The sequence below is a fragment of the Thalassospira sp. MCCC 1A03138 genome, from assembly GCF_002115785.1.
GTDB lineage: Bacteria > Pseudomonadota > Alphaproteobacteria > Rhodospirillales > Thalassospiraceae > Thalassospira.
Genome location: NZ_JFJY01000001.1, coordinates 442,295 through 462,169 on the forward strand (window position 1 = coordinate 442,295; position 19,875 = coordinate 462,169).

Below are 19,875 nucleotides of genomic sequence, written 5' to 3' on the forward strand. Positions count from 1 at the left end.
TATTGTGCGGACATCTGCCGGTATTGGGGACAGTGGTAACAATCGATCCGGAGCAGTCGAACGTGGGCGGTTTATTGCAAACGCTTAAAGGTCTTGGACCGACACGCCTGATGGCCATCAGTGGCGTCGGGGTGTTGCTGCTTGTGTTTTTTGCATTCCTTATTCTGCGTGTTTCGGCACCGAATATGGAGTTGCTCTATCGTGATCTGAACCCGGCGGACGCCAGCCAGATAGTCAACCGTCTCGAAGAACAGCAGGTTTCCTACCAACTTCTGAATAACGGCACCGAAATTCTTGTTCCCGCCGATCAGGTCAATCGCATGCGCCTGTCAATGGCGGAAAGCGGGTTGCCGACCGGCGGATCCGTCGGGTACGAAGTGTTCGATAATGGCAGTGGCCTTGGTGCAACAAGTTTCGAACAGAACATCAACCATGTTCGCGCCCTTGAGGGCGAATTGGCCCGTACCATAGCCTCCATCCAGTCCGTTCAACAGGCCCGTGTACATCTGGTTTTGCCCAAACGTCAGATGTTCTCGCGCGAGACCCAGGAAGCCAGCGCGTCAATTGCCGTTAAAATGGCCGGTGGGGAACTTAAACCCGAACAGGTTATAGCGATCCAGCATCTTGTTGCTGCGGCTATTCCCCAGCTAACACCAAGCAAGGTTTCCATCATTGATGAACGCGGTCGTCTTCTGGCGCGTGGTCAGGGTGAAGAACAGTCTTCAACCTTCCTGACGCAGACCGCCGATGAAATGCGCATCCGCAACGAGACGCGCTTGCGCAACACGATCGAAGATCTTCTGTCCCGTTCGCTTGGCTATGGCGAAGTTCGCGCCGAAGTATCGGTCGAAATGGACTTCAACAAGGTTACAACGGCTGACGAGCGGTTCAACCCCGATGAGCGCGTTGTCCGGTCCAGTCAGACCATCGACGAAAACTCGACCAACACGGAAACCGATGGCGCAGATCCGGTTACACTTCAGAACAACCTTCCTGACCCCAATCTTAATGGCGGTCAAGGTTCTGGAACCAGCAGCCAGGAGAACCGCTCGGAAGAAACCGTCAACTATGAGATTTCAAAAACGACCACGACCAAGGTCAAGGAAATCGGCGAAATTTCGCGAGTGACAGTGGCGGTTCTGGTCGATGGCACCTACACAACAGATGAAAATGGTGAACGCGTCTACCAAGAGCGATCACCGGAAGATTTGGAAAAAATAGCGGCACTGGTACGCAGCGCAATCGGCTATGACCCTGCACGCAGCGACCAGGTCGAAGTGATCAACATGCAGTTTGCCGACGCGGCAGACCTGTTCCCGGACGAAGATGTCGAAACGTTCCTTGGTCTTGATAAGGCCGAAATCTTCCGCATCGCGGAAATGCTGGTGCTGGCGATTGTTGCGATCCTAGTTATCCTGCTGGTGGTTCGCCCGCTTCTGACTCGTGCCTTCGAAACCCTGCCAAATGCAGCCGATATGGCACAAAATCAGCTGTTAGCCGACGAAATGACCGCCGACGGAACACCAGCTCTTGCAGGCCCATCACCGGTTCCAATGGCGCCGGGGATGAATGATGAAGGCGAAGAATTGATCAATCTTTCGATGGTCGAGGGCCGGGTTAAGGCATCTTCGGTCAAGAAAATCGGTGAAATTGTCGAAAAGCACCCGGAAGAAGCTTTGGCGATCATTCGAAACTGGCTTTATCAGGAAACCTGATATGCTTGACGGTTCATTCATGGGCAGGTTGGCATAAGGCCACCGGCCTGCTTGTCGCACAAATCAAACCAGCGGTTCGATATGACGGCCATTGAAAAATTCAAATTCTCGCTCAGTTTCGATGATGCCGATAACGTCATTCGTTCGTCCGGTTCGGATGATGAACATTATTCTCTGGGCAAAAAGAAAAAGAAGAAAGAGGACGAATCCCCGCCTCCTCCTCCGGCGATTTATACCGAAGAACAGGCTGCCCAAATGATCGCAGAGGCCGAGGCAGCTGCGCGCGCGGCTGCCGACGCAGAAGGCTTTGCGCGCGGTGTCGAGCAAGGCCGCGCGGAAATCCAGTCATCCCTTCAACAGGCTTTGACAGATACGTCAGAACGACTTGCTGAAAAACTTGCGCAAATTGACGAACAGCAGAAACGTGCCAATGCCCGCATCAACGAGGATGCCATTCATGTTGCCGTCGGCATCATGCGCAAAATCGCACCGGCCTGGTCAAAACAGTTCGAACTGACTGAAATCGAAAGCATAGTCCGTCAGTGCCTTGCCAATCTGTTCGATGTTCCCAAGGTGATCGTTCAGGTCCACCCCGATATCAGCGACATGGTTTCCGAAAGTGTTGAAAAAATCGCACAGTCGCGGGGTTTTTCGGGTAAGGTCGCGGTTGTTGGCGAGCCCGATATTGATCTGGGTGACTGCCATGTATCGTGGGGTGATGGAACGGCTGTGCGGGAAACCAAACGCATCTGGGCCGAAATTAACGATATCGTCGAACGTGTTCTTCAAAATCATAGCGACGAGCATGAGTTTGAAGAAAATGACATGGGCGATCCTGATGTCCAGAACACCCGGCTTGCCGACCTTCCGCCCGCCCCCCGCCCGGCAAGTCCAGAAACCCCGTCGGCGAAACCGGAAACAACCGTTTCGGGGCATGATTTGACACCAACCGATGCGACAGAACCTGATACTTCTGAAATGCAGGCTGCCCCGACAGGTGATAATCATATCGGGGATGGTGGAACCGGATCACACCAAGCTGGTCAACCGACAGGCCAGATCGAAGAAGGTCATGGCACAGAACAGGTTAATATGCCAACATCCCCCGAGAATGATGCGTCGCACACTCAGATCGGGGATGAGGAGAAAAGTGATCCGGGACAACAGGATGGGAACCCGTTGCAGGAAGATCGCAAACCCGATACCCGGGACGAAACAGAAGCCGATGTGACGCAGGAAGCTGAAGGATCAGGAGACGAAAATGGCCGATGATGACGATCTTGAACTCTCGGAACTCGATAATGATGATATCGAACTAGAGGGCGAAGGTACCGAACTTCTGGCCGCCGCCGAGATCGGCAGCGATGCCATGAAGACATCCAAGGATCTCGAAGCGGTTTACGACATTCCCGTTCAGGTTTCTGCAGTCCTTGGAAAAGCAACCATGCAGGTAAGCCAGCTGCTAAAACTGGGGCGTGGTGCAGTGGTAGAGCTTGACCGCAAGGTTGGGGAAGCTATTGATATTTATGTAAACAACCGTCTGGTCGCACGCGGCGAAGTGGTGGTTGTCGAAGACCGTCTGGGGGTAACCATGACGGAAATCATCAAGTCCGAGAAAAACTAGTCTTTTGAGAGGATGAGCGGGTATGGCGGACGGGGGGACTAAAACGTCGTTTGATATCGCGACGGTCGCGGGGCTGGCTATTGGTTTCGCACTTATTATCGCGGCGATCGTATTGGGGGGATCGCCCGGGGCATTTATTGATATTCCATCCGTTCTGATCGTGATCGGTGGCACGGCTGCGATTACCGCTGTCTGTTTTGCGCTGGGTGAATTCCTGGGTGCTGGCAAGGTTCTGATGCGCACGATTTTTCACAAGTCGCGCAACCCTGCCGATGCTGCCCTGCAAATCCTGCAACTGGCTGAAATCGCCCGCAAAGGCGGGGTCCTGTCGCTGCAGGGGCATCTCGACAGCCTGCAAAGCGAAGAATATCTTTGGAAGGGACTGTCGCTTGTTGTCGACGGTACACCACCCGAAGAAGTCGAAGCCATCATGCGCAAGGACATGAACGCCACCATCGGTCGCCACCAGAAAGGTGCGAACATCATGAAAAAGGCTGGCGATATTGCGCCGGCCATGGGCCTGATCGGAACGCTGATCGGTCTGGTGCAGATGCTGGGCAACCTTGATGACCCGTCCTCGATCGGGCCTTCCATGGCGGTTGCACTTCTGACGACTTTCTATGGTGCGGTTCTGGCAAACATGGTGTTCATGCCGCTTGCAGCAAAACTTGAACGCAACTCGGGCGAAGAAGAACTTTTGAATTCGGTCTATATGGTGGGGGCCGTCTCCATCGGGCGACAGGAAAACCCCCGTCGTCTGGAAATGCTGATCAACTCCATCCTGCCCCCGTCAAAACGGGTCAGCTATTTCGATTGATCGGTGAAACCCGCCAATTGGAATTGCCACTGGGAACGAAGCAGAAAGAGATGAGACTATGCAGGTATTGATCGTTGGTGGACTGGGCGGTCAGATCGGCGCAGCCAGCAAGATCGCGATGGCACGCGGCGCAACAGTCCAGTTGGCCGAAAGTGTCACGACATCGCTGAATATCCTGCGCGCAGGCAACCGGATCGATCTGGTTATGGCTGACATCACCCTTGATGTTGCGGCCTTGATTGAAGCTATGCATCGTGAACGGATCAATGTCCCGGTTGTCGCGTGTGGCATCGGCAATGACGTCAATGGTGCGGTCAATGCGATCAAGGCCGGTGCCCAGGAATTCATCCCCCTGCCACCCGAAGCCGACCTGATTGCCGCCATCTTCGAGGCCGTTACCGAAGAAAGCCATGCCCTGATCCATCGCGATGCCCGCATGGCGGAAACCCTTCGTCTGGCAACCCAAGTCGCCAACAGTTCCGCCTCCATCCTGATTACGGGCGAAAGCGGCACCGGCAAGGAAATCATATCGCGCTTTGTTCATCGTAAATCCAACCGGGCGGACAAACCATTCGTTGCCGTGAACTGTGCCGCGATTCCCGACAACCTTCTTGAATCCGAACTGTTTGGCCACGAAAAAGGTGCGTTTACCGGCGCACAGGCCCGCCGCATCGGAAAGTTTGAAGAAGCCAATGGCGGTACCCTTTTGCTTGATGAAATCAGCGAAATGGATGTCCGCCTTCAGGCAAAGCTGCTCCGCGCCATTCAGGAAAAGGAAATCGACCGTCTGGGCGGTAAAAGCCCGGTCAAGGTAGATGTCCGTATTCTAGCGACCTCGAACCGCAATCTTGAGGCTGAAGTCAATGCGGGCAACTTCCGTGAAGATCTTTATTTCCGCCTGAACGTCGTCAATCTCGATATTCCTTCGCTGCGCGAACGGCCTGACGATATTCCGGTTCTGGCGGAATTCTTTGTTAAAAAATATTCCGAAGCCAACGATGTGCCGATCCGCCCAATCAGCCCGCTGGCAATTACGCGTTTGCGTAGCCATCACTGGCGTGGCAATGTTCGCGAACTTGAAAATACCATGCACCGCGCCGTCCTGATTGCCGGTCCGACGGAAATCGGCCCCGAAGCCATCATGCTTTCGGGTGCCGGAAGCAGCGAACCGGGTTGGCAGTCTGCTCCGTCCCCCGAAGCAGCGGCGCCTGCCCCGGCTCCTTCGCAGCCAGCCCCCAGTGCGCCGTCCCGCGCAAGTTCGGCCTATGCCAATGCGGCTTATGGTGGGGCGGCCTATCGGCCGGTTCCCCCGGCACAGCAAGCACCACATGCACCTGCCCCGCTGCCAGATCATCACGACGATTATGCCCCCCCCTGCCCGGCAGTACCGGTCGACCATGATGCGGATAGCGCCGATCAAATCAACGCGGATTCATCGGTCACGGCAGCCCTGGTCGGTCGCACGGTTGCAGATGTAGAACGCGATCTGATCATCGATACGCTGAAACATTGCTTTGGCAACCGCACCCATGCGGCAAACATTCTGGGCATTTCGATCCGCACACTGCGCAACAAGCTTCGTCAATATACCGACGAAGGCCTTGCCGTGCCGCAACCTGGCAATGGTCAGGACTGATTATTACAAAATAACCGGTGCACCCCATATCAGAACAAGGGATGCATTCCCGGGATCGCGCAACATAGGGTAACCAGAAGTCAACATGGCCGACGGTCGAGACATCACACCGGCAGGATCTGACGGGTCGCAAGGCCCCCAAAGCGCAGGCGGCCTGAATATGGCTGGTATCCAGTCACGCGTCCGGTCGGCCATGAAACGTGGCGATATCGCCATGGCGCTTGGCTTCATCCTGATCCTTGTGGTCATGATGTTCCCGATGCCACCCTGGCTGCTCGACTTCCTGCTTGCCCTGTCGATCAGCTTCTCGGTGCTGATCCTGATGACGTCGCTATTCATCCAGAAACCGTTGGAATTCAACTCTTTCCCGATGATCCTGCTGGTCGCGACGTCGCTTCGACTGGCGCTAAACATTGCAACCACACGTCTGATTCTGGGCCACGGACACGAAGGCACCCATGCTGCCGGTGCCGTGATCGAGGCATTCGGCAGTTTCCTGATTTCGGGCAATTTCGTGATCGGGATTATTGTTTTTGCTATCCTTGTGATCATCAACTTTGTGGTTATCACCAAGGGTTCCGGTCGTATCGCCGAAGTCGCTGCACGTTTCACCCTTGATGCCATGCCCGGCAAACAGATGGCGATTGATGCCGATCTGTCATCGGGCCTGATCAACGAAACGCAGGCCAAGGCACGCCGCAAGGAACTGGAAGACGAAAGCTCGTTCTTCGGTTCCATGGATGGTGCATCCAAATTTGTCCGCGGTGATGCTGTTGCCGGTATCCTGATTACCTTCATCAACGTGATCGGTGGCATCATTATCGGGACCGCCCAGATGGGCCTGTCACTGGCCGAGGCAACCGAAACATACACGATCCTGACTGTTGGTGATGGTCTGGTATCGCAGATCCCGGCCCTGATCGTATCGACGGCTGCAGGCCTTCTGGTCACCAAGGGCGGCCTTGACGGCGCAACCGAAAAGGCCGTTTTCGGACAGGTTAGTAATTACCCTGCAGCCCTTGGTGTTGCGGCCGCCATGATGGCGGGAATGTCGCTCTTGCCCGGCATTCCGATGGTCTGGTTCCTTGGTCTGGCGATCGTGCTGGGATATCTTGCGTGGCATCTGGGCCGAAAGCAGAAAGAAGCTGCTGCCAACGCCGAAATGGAAGAAGCCCAGACCGCGGCCGATGCAGCAGGCCCGCCACCCGAAGAACCGATCGCCAATGCGCTTCGCATGGATTATGTGCGGCTTGAACTGGGATATGGTCTGCTGTCGCTGATCAGCACCGAACGCGGCCAGAAACTGACCGATCAGATCAAAGCACTACGCCGTCAGTTGGCGACCGATATGGGCTTTGTCATGCCCAGTGTGCGTATTCAGGACAATATGCAGCTTCCCGCCAACACCTATGTACTTCGCGTCAAGGAAATCGAGGCAGGCCGTGGCGACCTTCGCCCCAACATGCTGCTGGTCATGGACCCGCGCGGCGAGGAAATCACGCTTGCCGGTGAAAAAACCATGGAACCGACCTTCAACCTGCCGGCCATGTGGATCGAACAGGGCATGAAGGAAGAAGCCATGTTCCGAGGCTATACAGTTGTTGACCCGCAAACCGTGATCACCACCCATATTACCGAGGTGATCAAGGACCACATGCCCGAACTTCTGTCCTATGCCGAAACACAGAAGCTTCTGGACGAGCTCGACGACGACCAGAAAAAACTGGTCGAGGACATCGTACCGGGTCAGGTTTCCGTTGGCGGGGTTCAGCGCGTTCTGCAAAACCTTCTGACCGAACGCATATCGATCCGCGATCTTCCGACCATCCTTGAAGGGATTGCGGAATCCACCGCCTTTACGCGTAACCCGACCTTCATGACCGAACATGTCCGATCCCGCCTGGCACGACAGTTGTCGGATGTGAATACCAACCATGATGGCGTGATCCCACTGGTGACCCTATCACCGCAGTGGGAACAGATATTTGCCGAAAGTCTGGTTGGGTCCGGCGAAGAAAAGCAGTTGTCGATCCCGCCAAGCCAGCTTCAGGAATTCATCAACAAGGTTCGCACCACGTTCGAGCGACTTGGCATGATGGGCGAAAGCCCGGTTCTTTTGACAAGTCCCGGCATTCGCCCCTATGTCCGATCCATTGTCGAACGATTCCGGCCCACCACGGTTGTCATGTCGCAAAACGAAATCCATCCCAAGGCCCAACTCAAAACCATGGGGCAGATATGATGATCCGTTGCGAGGGGACAGCATATGCGCCTTAAGACGTTCAGCGCCCCGACCATGACCGAGGCGATGGCACTGGTCAAAGAGCATATGGGATCGGATGCCATTATCGTATCGACCCAGGATATCCCGGGCACAGGCGTACGACTGACCGCGGCCCTTGATCGTGATCCGGGTCTGGATTTCGATATCGCGGATCAAGGCCCTCCGGGTCATCAGGAACTGTTTGATCACGCACACGAAGCCCTTGTCCGTCATAATCTGCCCGAACGGCTGCGCTTGCGGCTTTGTGATCTTATGGGCCGCGAAAGCGGTGCCACTACTGCACAGCAATTACTGGCATCGGCACTGGACGAGATTTTTGATTTTTCGCCGTTGCCGGAAAAAAACACGCCGCGTGCCTTGGCCTTTGTCGGCCCGCCCGGTTGTGGCAAAACGCTGGCGGTTGCCAAAACTGCTGCCCGCGCAGTGATGAAAAAGCGAAAAGTCGCGGTTCTGACCACCGATTACAAACGCGCAGGCGGTGTGGCCCAGCTTGAGGCATTCACCCGTATCCTGAACATCAATCTGTCACTGGTCAAAACACCCGAAGAATTCAAAGCCCAGTTTGCCCGTATGCGGGATGCCGACATGGTTCTGGTCGACACGGCAAGCTGCAATCCCTATGTCGATGCTGACATCAAGGCACTGGGCGATTTCATGTCCGTTGTGCCAAGCGAACCCGTACTGGTCAATCCCGCCGGGATTGATGCCGACGAATGTGCCGATATCGCCAATGCCTTTGCCGATTGCGGCGTTGCGCGCATGGTGATTTCCCGACTGGATGTTGCATCGCGCCTTGGCGGCGCGTTATACGGTGCAGATTCAGGAAATCTTTCCCTTTGCAATGTCAGTATGACGGCCCAGGTCGCAGACGGTCTAACCGCAATAAGCCCCGTCGCCCTGGCCAAACTTCTGATACCGTCCCATCGCGCCGAGAACGCGAAACCGAGTTTCTCCGAGGTCGTGAAATGACTGCCAAGTCTGATGAAGTATCCAAAACTGCTCCGCGCGCCAAAGGCCGCAACGTCCTTGCCATCGCATCTGGCAAGGGGGGCGTGGGCAAGACCTGGTTTGCCATTACCCTGACCCATTCGCTGGTGCGCGAAGGCAAAAAAGCCCTGTTGTTTGATGGTGATCTTGGCCTTGCCAACATCGACATCCAACTTGGCCTGATGCCCAAACATGATCTGGGCGGGGTCATTTCCGGACGGATCGGTTTGCGCGATGCCGTGACCCCCTTCCCCGATGGCGGCTTTGATATCATTGCCGGGCGTAGCGGATCGGGCAGTCTTGCCAATCTGCCCGTGACCCGTCTTCAGGCCCTGTCCGACGACCTGATCCAGACCGGTAAAAGCTATGACAAGGTCCTGATCGACCTTGGTGCGGGTGTTGATCAGGGCGTGCGCCAGATGACCAGCCTTGCTAATACGGTGATTGTCATCACCAACGGTGATCCGACATCGCTAACCGATGCCTATGCCTTTATCAAAGTCACACATATGGCGCGGCCCAAAACGGATATCCGGGTGGTGGTCAATATGGCCAAGGACCGCAAGGAAGGCGAGGCGATCTACAACAAGCTTCTTAAAGCCTGCGAAGGTTTCCTGAAAATCAGCCCGCCGCTTCTGGGTGTTGTGCGTGCCGATCCGCGTGTTTCCGAATGCATTCGGTCACAAACCCCGCTTCTGATGCGCCATCCCAATTGCGATGCCGCCCACGATATGGAAGCCATTACACAAAAGCTGCTGGAGGGCTGACGCCATGACTCTCCCGCCACAAGCCGTAACACCAGGCACTGCCGTTGGCGGTCAGGGCGGGACGGCTGGCGGGGCATCGGGTAGTCCACAGCCGCCTTCTCAGGTCAGTGCTGCCCAGCAGGTCGCCAATGCCATTGCCAAACTGCCGGTCGAAAGCCTGCTTCAGGCGTCCGTTCAGTCGCGTTCGGGTAATGAACTGACCCTTCTGACCAGTCTGGGGCAGGTTAATATAAAACTGCCAACACCCCTTCCAGCCAATCTGGGGGACTTTCTTTGGGTGCGGATCATGCCCCAGGGACAGCCGCAGCAGGGCAGCGATCCCGCAGCCGCCCTTCGCCTTCAGGTGCTGCCGCAAACGCTGACACCGGGCACAACCGGAACTGGCGGCGGATTGCCGACCTCCGGGATCAATGGCACCCCGCTGATCCCCGGCCAGGCCTTTAACGCCATCACAACAAGCAGCCTGACCTTGACCAATGGCAGTCAGTTACCCGCCGGAAGCCAGACACAGGTTATCTTTGTCGGTCAGGGGGCCGTCAGTGCCGGCAAGGCCGCCCAGATTGCCAACATGAATGCAACTGGCACCATGACACCCGCTATAACAACCGGCGGTGCGCTGGGAACCCCATCGGGTGCGGGTATCTCAGGTCGGGTTGTCGCAGGCGGTACAGGTGCAGCCGGAACAGCAACCCCGCTGGTGCTGACCGGGACGGTTCTGCCACCCGATAGCGCCGAAGCCCGGATGTTGCCGAACGGCTTTACCGTCCTTCGCACATCTGCCGGTGTTGTCGGCATCAAATTACCAGTTCCAGCCCCGGTTGGTGCGACCCTGTCGTTTAGTGTCGACGCCAATACCGCCGCTGGACGCGGCACTCAAGCCCCTCCGATGACAGAGGCAGAATTGATTGCACGCGGGCAGAACGCCGCCCTGTCACGAGACTGGGGCACTTTGCAGCAGGCGGTGACCGCACTGGCACAACACGATCCGGGCGCGGCTGCGGCACTGTTGAACAATATTCCGCAGGCCGGACCGAAACTGACCACCACGATGATGTTCTTTTTTGCCGCCATGACCGGCCCCGGGGGAACAGTACGCGGCTGGTTGGGGGATCGCGCCAGCAACAGCCTGTCATCGATTGACGGGAACGGCGACGATATCCTTAAAAAGCTCGAAGGCGATTTCAGCAGATTGCGGGGCATGGCCGCCGACGAACGCCCGGATGGCTGGCGTGTGATGCCGATGCCATTTCAGATGGGGGAACGCATCGAACAGGTTCGTCTGGCATGGCGACATGGCGACGACGAAAACGAGAAAGGCGAAAGGGAAGAACCCGGCACACGCTTTCTGCTCGACCTGTCTTTCAGCGAAGTCGGACACACCCAGCTTGACGGTCTGGTCAAAGGCGAAGACAGCAAGTTCGATTTGATCGTGCGCACTGAAAATCCACTGCAATCTGATAATCGCGACGATATTCGCGGCATCTTCCGCGAGGCTTTGCAAATCTCCGGCTACAAGGGGCACCTGATTTTTCAGGATGGCTCGCGCTTTGTTGAAATTGCCCCGCCGGTCAACGAAGCCGTTGTCAACCGGCATCGCGGGATTGACGCATAAGCGGCCATTTCCAACACCCGACCTAGAAAAGAAGCCTTTTCGTTCCCGAAAGGCGGGGGTAATCTTGATTATCAAACGAATAAACGCAGGTAGGCCTGATGCTGGAAATATTTGAACGTCGAAACCTGTTGCTGACAGAACATAATCCCGGTGCACAGCTTGATTATGTCGTGACGTTGCAAAGCGAACTGAGCGGATGCGAAACCGTGTTTCCGGCCCGTATGACCCTGCGTTATGTCCCAGACCGCCTGATCATAAAACCCGATTGCCTTGCGGAATATTTCGCCGAAATCGCGCGTATCCCGTTTGATAATTTCGAAACCGCAGCCGTGCTTCTCATGGAAGATTTCAACAACGAAATCATTCCGCGCTGGATCAATCTGCGCCTTGACAAGCAAAAGGCCGACAATGCCAGCGTCCAGCACCACGAAGCCGCGCTCGAAGACCGGCAACCGAAATGGCACAACCCACGCCTTCTGGACCGGCTGGAACGATACTGATCAGCGGAAAGGCGTTCCATGCACCCATTGGGTAAGGGAATAACGCAAGCCAGCCGTCGTCGGGGCGACGCGGTGTAGAACGAAGCTCGGGAAAAAGATGGCCGTGCCACGTTCCATCGGCGCATCAAAAACATGCCCCGCCGGGTTTAGCTGCAACAAACCGCCTTCATACTGGTCGGGTTCGGAAAGCTGGATGACCATGGTCAGTTTGCGACGGCGCGCAATATCGGATGCGCCAACGTCGCTGTGCCAGTCATAATGGCCGCGCTGATCCCCGGCATAGCAGGCGATCTGTGCGTCTTCGGCGAATTCCGACAAAGAAAAATCAAACACATTGCGGTTGACGTCCGCGACCATGTCGATAATGCGCCGCATCACGACCGGTTCCTGCGTTTCGTTGAACCAGGTGATCTGTGAGCGGCGGATATGACTTGCCGATTGTCCCTGAACAAGGCCGCCATCATCAAGTTCGGTCGAAAATCCGTCAATCAACCGGTTGCAGGTTGCGGTATCGAGCGCATCCGGAACGATTGCATACATTTCTTCTGGAAACATTCACGACATTCTCCGATGCCGCATGGGCCTTTTGATTTTGTATCCCGGACCCAAGACAATTCTTTGCGGTGGGTTTCTCTTAGGACCAAACGCCCGGATTGACCAGCGTGAAAATCATGCAGAAACCGCCTGCATGCTATACCGGATTTACGATCCTGCCGCTGGCTGCCGCCCCATCATCGGGATCATGGGTCACCATCAGGGTTGGCAAACCACGCAACCGCGCCTGTTCAAAAACAAATGTCCTGATCTGATCCCGTAACTGGGTATCAAGCTTTGAAAAAGGTTCATCAAGCAAAAGTGCGCCGGGCTCGGACAGCAACACCCGCATCAGGGCGACACGCGCACGTTGGCCCCCGGATAATGTCGCAGGATCACGGTCGGTAAAGCCACCAAGCCCGGCACTTTCAAGTGCTTCGTTAACACGCGTTCTGCGTTCTAACCGCCCCCGCACACTTGATGGCAGGGCAAACGCCAGATTGCCGCCAACCGATAAATGCGGAAACAGAAGATCATCCTGAAACAGGATACCGACATGGCGATCCTGTGGTGCCAAACCATCCAGCCTCCGGCCATTCAGGACAACCTGCCCGCTGACCTCAAACCCGGCGGTTCCGCCCACCGGCAAGGTTCCGCAAATATAGGCCAGCAGACTTGATTTTCCCGAACCGCTCGGCCCCATCAGCGTCACGATCTCGCCCGGTGTGATGATGGTATCAATATCAACCAGCACACGCCCATTAAGGCGAATGGAAACCCGGCGTAATTCAAGCCCTGTGACGGGAGTATTATTGCTAGCTGATGTGCTGTTCATCGGCTGATCATATCCTGTTTCGGTTTCCCATGCCGCGCCGGTGGCGGAACAAAACCGCCGGGATCAGAAGGGCTAGGGCAAAACCGGCAAAGGGCAGGATCATTTGCAAAAGCCCGTAAATCCCGATCATTCGCCGGTCTCCGCCTGATGCCAGTGCAACCGCCTCGGTCGTAACGGTCGCAAACCGCCCGGCACCGATCAGAAGGGTTGGCAGATACTGCCCGACACTGACCGCAATCCCGACGGCAAAGGCCGTCAGAACCGCGCAGGCCAATAATGGTAGGCGCACCAACCAGAACACCCGCGCCGGTGACGCACCAAGGCATAAAGCGGTTTGCAAATATCGCGGATCAAGGGCGCGAAACGGATCGGCAAGCGATAGAAAGATATAAGGTAGCACAAAGATCAAATGAACGATCACCACGGAAATCAACGTTCGTTCCAGCCCGATGCCGGTAAAAAACACCTGAAGCCCGAACATGAAGCTGATTTGCGGCATCAAAAGCGGCAGATAAATCAATAATATCGCCCCCTGTCCCGATTTTTGAAACCGGCGGGTTTCATTTTCAAGACATCCCAGAACCAGGGTAATCGCAACCCCGACCGAGAGAACCGCAATCAGCAGTGTGATCCAAAGTGTCGCACCTAGCATGTCGTATTCGCGCATCCAAAGACGCAGACTGAAACTGCGTGGCAGAAACTCCGGAAAGGACCAGTACCCGGCAAAGCTCCAGACCAGAAGACTTGCCAGGCCCAGAAACACGGCAGCCGCCGAGAGGACTGCCGCCCCGGCGGCAAAGCTTCGAACGATATCATCGCGTAGCCCGCGCATGCCGCCTTCGGCCCAGGCACACCCCCACCACGCCACAAGCTTTTCCCCACCCCACCAGATCGCCATCGCGATCATTACAAGGACAAATTGCAACATGGCCCCGGCGGAGGCCAGAAAACGACGCGACAGGTCCGGATCGGATAGCCAACCAAGAATACGCACCGCCATCGGTGCGGGTGTTGTTGGGCCAAGGATCATCGCGACATCAACGACTGAGGTCGAATAGGCCAGCACAGCCAATATCGGCAAACGGATTTGCGGATAGACCCGTGGCAGAACGGCTTTAAGCCAGCCAACCACGCGACCATATCCAAGTGTTAAGGCCACCTGCCGCGTCCGGTCGGCATCTGCCTGCGGCAGGGCCGCCAGCGTCATCAACAATAAAAACGGAATTTCCTTGGCAACCAGCCCGGCAATCAGGGCAATCCCCAACGGGTCCTGCAAGCTCACAATATCGGGTGGACGTTCCCATCCGGCAAGTGGCGCGACAGCTCGAACGATCCAGCCGGTTGGTGCAATCAGAAAAGCCAGCCCAAAGGCTGCGGCTGCATGTGGCACTGAAAGGATCGGCGACAGCATGCGTTGCATGACGCCAAAAATCCGCGTTCCCTGCCATGCGGCGCAAAATAGTATGACAACCAGAAACGAGATCAGTGTTGCGATCAAACCATTGATCAATGACAACCGGATCGAAATGCCAAGCCCCGGCTGATTGATCAAATCCCGCCAAGGATCAATCGATATTACATCGCCGCCGAGCGCCGGAAGATACCCGAATGCCGGTAATATCGTCCCGATCAGCCCGGCACAGACCGGGCCGATCATCAGGATGAGGGTAAAAGCCGGGAAAAGCCGGAGCATTTGGGCTTATTGCACCACGCCGTAGCGCTTCTGCCATTCTGTTTCAACCAGTTCCATCCAGCTTGGATGCGGTTCCGGCAGAACCGTGCCACGTTCGGAAGGCGACAGAGACGCAATGCCAAGATCCAGATCGGCAAAGGCCTTTTGCATGTCTTCTGGCAATTTATCCATCGCAAGTATCGTATCGGCTCCCCAGTATTGCGGGTCCTGTTTGCGCAGCTGGGCTTCGGGTGACATCAGGAAATCGGCCAGCACGACCGCCCCGGCCTTGGCCGATGCGTTATAGGGGATGGCAACGAAGTTGGTGTTGCCAAGCGTACCTTTGTCAAACACATAGGATCGGACTGTATCGGGCAGTTCCATCGCCTCGATTGCCGATGAGACTTCGCCCGAGCTAAACGAAAATGCGATGTCGATCTGGTTATCGGCCATCATCGTGCGTAGCGAGGCACCATTTTGCGGATAGGCCTGCCCGTTGCGCCACAATAGCGGTTGCAAGTCTTCAAGATATCCCCAAAGAGGTGCCAGAACCTTTTTGGCGTCCGTTTCATTGGCCGGCTGTTGCAGAACTTTGGGATCCTCAACCAGCTCGGTCAGGATTTGTTTCAGAAAAGTCGAGCCCATATAATTCGGCGGCTGCGGATAGGTAAACCGCCCCGGATGCTTCACCAGCCATTCCAGCAAGGCTTGGGCGGATTTCGGCACAGTATCAAGGCGTGCGGTGTCATAATAGAAACTGACCTGCGCCATACCCCACGGTGCTTCAAGGCCCATGGTCGGCACCGTGAAATCGTTGATTACGGTTGGCTTGCCTTCGACATCGACATAGGCAAAATTCGGCGTCTGTTCGGCCCACGGCCCAAACAGAAGGTCATTGCGTTTCATGGCGGCAAAGTTTTCACCATTCAGCCAGATCATATCGACCGCCCCGCCATCATCGACGCCAGCCGTCTTTTCCGACAACACCTTTGCCACTGCATCGGCCGTGTCGGAAAGTTTCACCTGTACGACATTCACACCGTATCGTTCCTGCACCTGGGCACCCGCCCACGCGATATAATCATTGATGCGCGGCTCCCCACCCCAGGCATGAAAATACACGGTCTGGCCGCGCGCCTGATCAAGAACCGACTGCCAATTGCCGATATCGGGGGCCGGGTCGGCTTTTGCGGGCATCGATACCATGGCCATTGCAAGGCCTGTGACGATGCTCAGACCGGCGAAAAAATCGCGCATACTGGAAATCCTTTTTGCTGAAGGGCCGGTCAACACTACCTGATTGAAGCAATCTGGCACCATCGGCGATACCTGTCTGTTTTTTTTTGCCATCATTTTTCCAATCTTGGCAGTCTAAAATCAATTCACGCTTGCGTTAGATGGCAGGTGTCTGGGCTTAATCTCTGCCGATGGTTTTGGCACCCGTGACATAGGAACGAAAAGATCATGTTTGAATGGGTCACAGATCCGCATATGTGGATGGGGCTTGCGACTTTGACCACGCTTGAGATCGTACTGGGCATCGATAACATCGTTTTCCTGTCGGTGATTGTTGCCAAACTCCCGAAAAATCAACAGAAATCGGCTCGTCGCATCGGCCTTATCGGGGCGATGGGCATGCGGCTTGTGCTTCTCGCCTGTATCGCCTGGGTGATGGAATTGACCGCTCCGCTGTTTACCGCCTTCGGGCAGGAAGTCAGCGGACGTGACCTTATTCTGATTATCGGTGGCCTGTTCCTGATCGCAAAGGCGTCCAAGGAAATTCACCATACAATTGACGAACCCGAAGAACACGGCCCCGGCAAGATCATGTCGAGTTTTGCGATGACCATCACCCAGATCATGCTGCTTGATATGATATTCTCGCTCGACAGCGTGATTACGGCGGTTGGACTGGTTGATCATCTTTCGATCATGATGATCGCGGTTGTCCTGTCGGTTCTCGTCATGCTGGCAGCAGCCGGCACCATCAGCGATTTTGTCGAAAAGCACCCGTCGGTCAAAATGCTGGCGCTGGCCTTCCTGATTCTGGTCGGGTTTGTCCTGCTGCTTGACGGTGTCGAAATCCATGTTCCAAAAGGTTACATTTACTTCGCCATGGCATTCAGCCTGGGTGTCGAGACGCTCAATCTGATCAATCAGAAACGTAAACGCAAAGCCAAAGAGCTGGGAGCATCCAAATGAAACAGGTTTCACCACCCTCGTGCCTGCAGAATGCATTCGACAATCACTGCCTTGGTCATGTCAAGGTTCTGGAATTTCCCGATGGCACACGTTCGGCCGTGGATGCCGCGGCGGCCATTGGTTGCGATGTCAGTGATATCGGCAAATCACTGGTTTTCATGACCGAAGGCAACAAACCGGTACTGATCATCATGAACGGTGCCGACCGGGTAGATGAAACCAAGGTTACCCATCTGCTTGGCCTTGATATCCGCAAGGCAGATGCCAACGAAGTCCGCACCCATACCGGTTACGCCATAGGCGGTGTTCCGCCCTTTGGACATGTCGGCCCGGTCGAGACCCTGATTGATGAAAAGCTGCTTGCGAAAAAGACAATCTGGCTGGCCGCGGGCACACCCAAAACCGTGTTTTCCCTGATGCCAGATGAACTTCGCGCGGTGACGGGTGTTGACACGGGTGTGAATATATCGACCTGATCAGGCTTAGATCAGACCGTCATCACGCGTTGCCGAACGTGCACCGATTTCATCAAGTTCGGCCTGTTCCTTGCGATCTTCTTCGGCGCGTTCTGCTTCTACACGGTTGCGTTCAGCGATTTCCACGGTCTTGACGGCCTTGAACGCATCCGCGACCTCATCGCGGAACGCATCGATTTTGCCTTCCTGTTCTGCAATCCGCTTTGTCAGTGCCTCGCGCTCGAACACGACGGCACTGGCAAAGGGGCCATAGGCAAAACCGGCCAGTTCGGGGTTTTCGGCGGCAACCTTCTGCTCGGCTATCACGGCCTTTTCCAGCGCATCCTTTTCCGCCAGAAGATTGGTCAGTACGCCCTGCATTTCGCCAAGTTCGCGGCGTTTATCATCCAGCGCCCATTTGCGCATACGGATCAGTGTTTTGAAATCCTTGGCCATTGCTGTCAGTTACCTGAAATATCGCGGACGTGGCATCAGCATGATCATGTGATTACTGCTGATCGTGACGAAGCGCGCGTTTGGCCGCATTCAGATCATTACCCGCGTTTGTGGCGGTTGAACGGCTATTGACTTGCGGGCGAAGGCGGTTGCGTTCCATAACGGTTGCGCCCTGCGGGTTGGCTGCTGGCTGGCCGCCTGCATCGGGGACTTCCTGTTGGGCGGGTGCCAGATCAAGACGACGTGCCAGTTCGGCGTAACCATCGGCCAGACGGGTGCATTCGGTTTTGCGCTGTTTGAGGAATTCCTCGATCAGCGGGAAGTAATGAATGGCTTCGTCCACCTTGGGATCCGTCCCCAGACGATAGGCCCCCAGCCGGATCAGTTCCGCCATGTCTTCATAGGTTGCCAGCAGCTGACGGGCGCGCGAAACGATCTGGTTTTCGTACTCGCTATTACATCCGGGCATGGTACGCGAAACACTGCGCAAGATATTGATCGCCGGATACCGACCCTGTTCGGCGATTGCGCGGTCCAGCACGACGTGGCCATCAAGAATACCACGCACCGCATCGGAAATCGGTTCGTTATGATCATCCCCGTCGACCAGAACGGTAAACAGGCCGGTAACCGATCCCTGGCCCGGCCCGCCCGGCCCGGCACGTTCCAGAAGGCGCGGCAATTCGGCAAACACCGTCGGGGTATAGCCCTTTGACGCGGGCGGTTCGCCGACCGAAAGGCTGATTTCGCGTTGCGCCATGGCAAAACGGGTCACAGAATCCATCATGCACAGCACATCACGCCCGGTATCGCGGAAGAATTCCGACAGCGCCATGGTCATATAGGCAGCCTGACGTCGCATCAGTGGCGGCTCGTCCGACGTGGCAACCACGACAACAGACCTGCGAAGGCCTTCTTCGCCCAGATCGTCTTCGATGAATTCGCGGGCTTCGCGGCCACGTTCACCGATCAGGCCGACAACCGAAACATCGGATGTCGTATGGCGGGTCATCATCGACAGCAAACTGGATTTACCAACCCCGGACCCGGCAAAGATGCCCATACGCTGCCCCCTGCAACAGGTCAGGAAGGTATTCATCGCCCGCACGCCCAGATCGATCTTCCCCGCCACGCGCTGGCGCGAATGGGCCGATGGCGGCGCATTGCGGATCGGATAGGGTGTCGGTCCTTCGGTCAGGGGGCCCTTGCCATCAACCGGCTGGCCGAACGCATTAACTACACGCCCCAGCCAGCTTTCATCAGGATAGACCTGTGGTTGGGTGTCTGCCAGTTCGACTTCGCAGCCAATTCCGATGCCATCAAGCATCCCGAAGGGCATTAGAAGTGCTCGTTCATTCCGGAAACCGACAACTTCGCAAATTACGGCCACACCATCGCGGCGTTTAACCTTGCAACGATCCCCCACCGAAAGCGCCCCTTCGACCCCGCCAATTTCAACCAGCAGGCCAAGAACAGCCGTTACCCGCCCGACAGTCCGGTAATCCGGAATGCGGCGAAGTTCGGCAACAATATTTCGGCCAACCTGGAACACGTTTGCGCTTTTCTGTTTGATGGGTTCCGATATGTGATGCGATCGGGAATTTTATCGCAGTCCCATGTCAAAGGGTGGCAAATTCGACCGCATCGCACCAGATATAAGTGGCATAAACGGTATTAAAAACCCGTATATGCCGAATTGGCATTAAAAATACGGTATCGGCAATCATGGTCGTTAACGACGCAAACCGTTGGAAAACTTCACATTCCCCGAACCATCTG

General features: G+C 55.8%; 18 protein-coding genes. 12 read left to right on the forward strand and 6 right to left on the reverse strand.

The genetic code is table 11. From position 1 onward, the window contains the following. The first annotated feature begins 62 nt into the window (after positions 1-62). The 10 genes from fliF to TH468_RS02175 all read left to right on the forward strand — a co-directional run bounded on the left by fliF (position 63) and on the right by TH468_RS02175 (position 11,942). Positions 63-1,715, forward strand: coding sequence for a flagellar basal-body MS-ring/collar protein FliF (gene fliF / locus TH468_RS02130; protein WP_085642441.1), 1,653 nt, complete (start codon positions 63-65; stop codon positions 1,713-1,715). Between the two features lie 81 nt (positions 1,716-1,796). Beyond that, the gene (locus TH468_RS02135) at positions 1,797-2,987 is read left to right on the forward strand and encodes a FliH/SctL family protein (protein WP_139834611.1); all 1,191 of its coding nucleotides are present in this window, start codon (positions 1,797-1,799) and stop codon (positions 2,985-2,987) included. Beyond that, the gene (fliN, locus tag TH468_RS02140) at positions 2,977-3,339 is read left to right on the forward strand and encodes a flagellar motor switch protein FliN (protein WP_007091338.1); all 363 of its coding nucleotides are present in this window, start codon (positions 2,977-2,979) and stop codon (positions 3,337-3,339) included. Before TH468_RS02135 ends, fliN begins: the two co-directional genes overlap by 11 nt. A 22-nt stretch (positions 3,340-3,361) precedes the next feature. After that, positions 3,362-4,156: a motility protein A gene (locus TH468_RS02145; protein ID WP_007091337.1), complete on the forward strand. Its 795-nt coding sequence runs from the start codon at positions 3,362-3,364 to the stop codon at positions 4,154-4,156. A 58-nt stretch (positions 4,157-4,214) separates the two neighbouring features. Then, entirely contained in the window at positions 4,215-5,792 is a 1,578-nt protein-coding gene (locus TH468_RS02150; protein WP_085642005.1) for a sigma-54 dependent transcriptional regulator, read from the forward strand. An 85-nt stretch (positions 5,793-5,877) separates the two neighbouring features. Continuing rightward, positions 5,878-8,034 carry a flagellar biosynthesis protein FlhA gene (gene flhA, locus TH468_RS02155; protein WP_085642006.1) on the forward strand — a complete coding sequence of 719 codons (2,157 nt, stop codon included), beginning with the start codon at positions 5,878-5,880 and terminating at the stop codon, positions 8,032-8,034. 24 nt (positions 8,035-8,058) lie between these two features. Continuing rightward, positions 8,059-9,045 (forward strand): GTP-binding protein, encoded by a 987-nt coding sequence (locus TH468_RS02160; protein ID WP_085642007.1) that lies wholly within the window; start codon positions 8,059-8,061, stop codon positions 9,043-9,045. Further along, the gene (locus TH468_RS02165; RefSeq protein ID WP_037989531.1) at positions 9,042-9,830 is read left to right on the forward strand and encodes a MinD/ParA family protein; all 789 of its coding nucleotides are present in this window, start codon (positions 9,042-9,044) and stop codon (positions 9,828-9,830) included. The genes TH468_RS02160 and TH468_RS02165 overlap by 4 nt, the downstream gene beginning before the upstream one ends. A gap of 4 nt (positions 9,831-9,834) precedes the next feature. Then, positions 9,835-11,442 (forward strand): hypothetical protein, encoded by a 1,608-nt coding sequence (locus tag TH468_RS02170; protein WP_085642008.1) that lies wholly within the window; start codon positions 9,835-9,837, stop codon positions 11,440-11,442. A gap of 98 nt (positions 11,443-11,540) precedes the next feature. Next, positions 11,541-11,942 (forward strand): hypothetical protein, encoded by a 402-nt coding sequence (locus TH468_RS02175; RefSeq protein ID WP_007091331.1) that lies wholly within the window; start codon positions 11,541-11,543, stop codon positions 11,940-11,942. Here the strand turns inward: TH468_RS02175 and TH468_RS02180 are convergent, their stop codons facing one another. The 4 genes from TH468_RS02180 to TH468_RS02195 all read right to left on the reverse strand — a co-directional run bounded on the left by TH468_RS02180 (position 11,943) and on the right by TH468_RS02195 (position 16,240). Further along, positions 11,943-12,497: a 2OG-Fe(II) oxygenase gene (locus TH468_RS02180; RefSeq protein ID WP_085642009.1), complete on the reverse strand. Its 555-nt coding sequence runs from the start codon at positions 12,495-12,497 to the stop codon at positions 11,943-11,945. Between the two features lie 136 nt (positions 12,498-12,633). Continuing rightward, a complete protein-coding gene (locus TH468_RS02185) occupies positions 12,634-13,311 on the reverse strand; it encodes an ATP-binding cassette domain-containing protein (protein WP_085642010.1) in 678 nt (225 codons plus the stop codon). 7 nt (positions 13,312-13,318) lie between these two features. Further along, complete coding sequence (locus tag TH468_RS02190; protein WP_085642011.1) at positions 13,319-15,004, reverse strand: ABC transporter permease; 1,686 nt, start codon at positions 15,002-15,004, stop codon at positions 13,319-13,321. A gap of 6 nt (positions 15,005-15,010) precedes the next feature. Then, positions 15,011-16,240, reverse strand: a complete 1,230-nt coding sequence (locus TH468_RS02195) for an ABC transporter substrate-binding protein (protein ID WP_085642442.1) — start codon at positions 16,238-16,240, stop codon at positions 15,011-15,013. A gap of 207 nt (positions 16,241-16,447) precedes the next feature. On the opposite strand from TH468_RS02195, the gene TH468_RS02200 reads away from it, so the two are divergent. Next, complete coding sequence (locus TH468_RS02200) at positions 16,448-17,185, forward strand: TerC family protein (RefSeq protein WP_085642012.1); 738 nt, start codon at positions 16,448-16,450, stop codon at positions 17,183-17,185. Continuing rightward, positions 17,182-17,661 (forward strand): YbaK/EbsC family protein, encoded by a 480-nt coding sequence (locus TH468_RS02205; RefSeq protein WP_085642013.1) that lies wholly within the window; start codon positions 17,182-17,184, stop codon positions 17,659-17,661. Before TH468_RS02200 ends, TH468_RS02205 begins: the two co-directional genes overlap by 4 nt. A 6-nt stretch (positions 17,662-17,667) precedes the next feature. Here the strand turns inward: TH468_RS02205 and TH468_RS02210 are convergent, their stop codons facing one another. Beyond that, entirely contained in the window at positions 17,668-18,096 is a 429-nt protein-coding gene (locus tag TH468_RS02210) for a flagellar FliJ family protein (RefSeq protein ID WP_085642014.1), read from the reverse strand. Between the two features lie 52 nt (positions 18,097-18,148). Beyond that, positions 18,149-19,648 carry a flagellar protein export ATPase FliI gene (fliI, locus tag TH468_RS02215; protein WP_085642015.1) on the reverse strand — a complete coding sequence of 500 codons (1,500 nt, stop codon included), beginning with the start codon at positions 19,646-19,648 and terminating at the stop codon, positions 18,149-18,151. Positions 19,649-19,875: the final 227 nt, after the last annotated feature.